Below are 800 nucleotides of genomic sequence, written 5' to 3'. Positions count from 1 at the left end.
GGGAAGGGCGGGGGCGCGGCTTCAGCGCTGCTCGTCGTCCTTGGCCACCTGGCTGGCGTCGGACTCGTTCCAGGGCCACTCACGCCGGGACGCCTCGTAGCGCGCGAGCAGGTCCGCCGGGTCCTTCACCAGCGTGCGGCAGCCCGCGGAGCGCAGGTCATCCTGGGGGAAGCCGCCAGCGAGCACGCCCACGGTGGGCAGGCTCAACTGGTTGGCGGCGAGCGCGTCATAGGGCGTGTCGCCCACGACGACCGTCACGTCCGCGGAAGGCTTGCCCAGCCGCGCCAGGGCGGCCTCGAAGATGTCCGGGTGGGGCTTGCTCTTGTCGACCTCGTCCGCGCTCGTCTTCGATTCGAACAGGCCTTCGATGCCGCACAGCTTCACGTAGTGCTTCAGCTCCGGCTCCTTCGCGCTGGAGGCCAGCACGATGCGGAGGCCGCCCGCGCGCAGCCGCTGGAAGAGCTCCCGCACCCGGGGGAAGGCGCGCACCTTCGGCAGGAACTCGTCCAGGAACAGCTTGCCGCGGTATTCGTCCAGCTCCTTGCCGAAGCGCTCCACTTCCTCGTCGTTGAAGAAGACGGGGATGAGCTGGTCGGAGCCCTTGCCAATCTGGCTGCGCACGTGCGCGAACGGGATGTCCCGGCCGAAGTGAAGGAAGGCGCGCCGCCATGCCTCGGCGTGCTCGTCCACCGAATCCACCAGGGTTCCATCCACGTCGAAAATGACGTTTTCCACCATGTGCCTTGTCCCTCGGCCCCGAAGGTGGGGATGCCGAGGGTGGCGGTCAACCGTCCGTGGGC

The 800-nt window shown here is 68.8% G+C and carries 1 protein-coding gene; it reads right to left on the bottom strand.

Features of this window, described 5'->3' with window-relative positions:
- Window positions 1-21: 21 nt before the first annotated feature.
- Window positions 22-738 carry an HAD family hydrolase gene (locus G4D87_RS38285; protein WP_163787652.1) on the bottom strand — a complete coding sequence of 239 codons (717 nt, stop codon included), beginning with the start codon at window positions 736-738 and terminating at the stop codon, window positions 22-24.
- Between the last annotated feature and the right edge of the window lie 62 nt (window positions 739-800).

Origin of the sequence: Myxococcus vastator (assembly GCF_010894475.1) — a bacterium.
GTDB lineage: Bacteria > Myxococcota > Myxococcia > Myxococcales > Myxococcaceae > Myxococcus > Myxococcus vastator.
The sequence above is the reverse complement of the archived record's forward strand: the minus strand, read 5'-3'. Positions and strand labels throughout refer to the sequence as shown.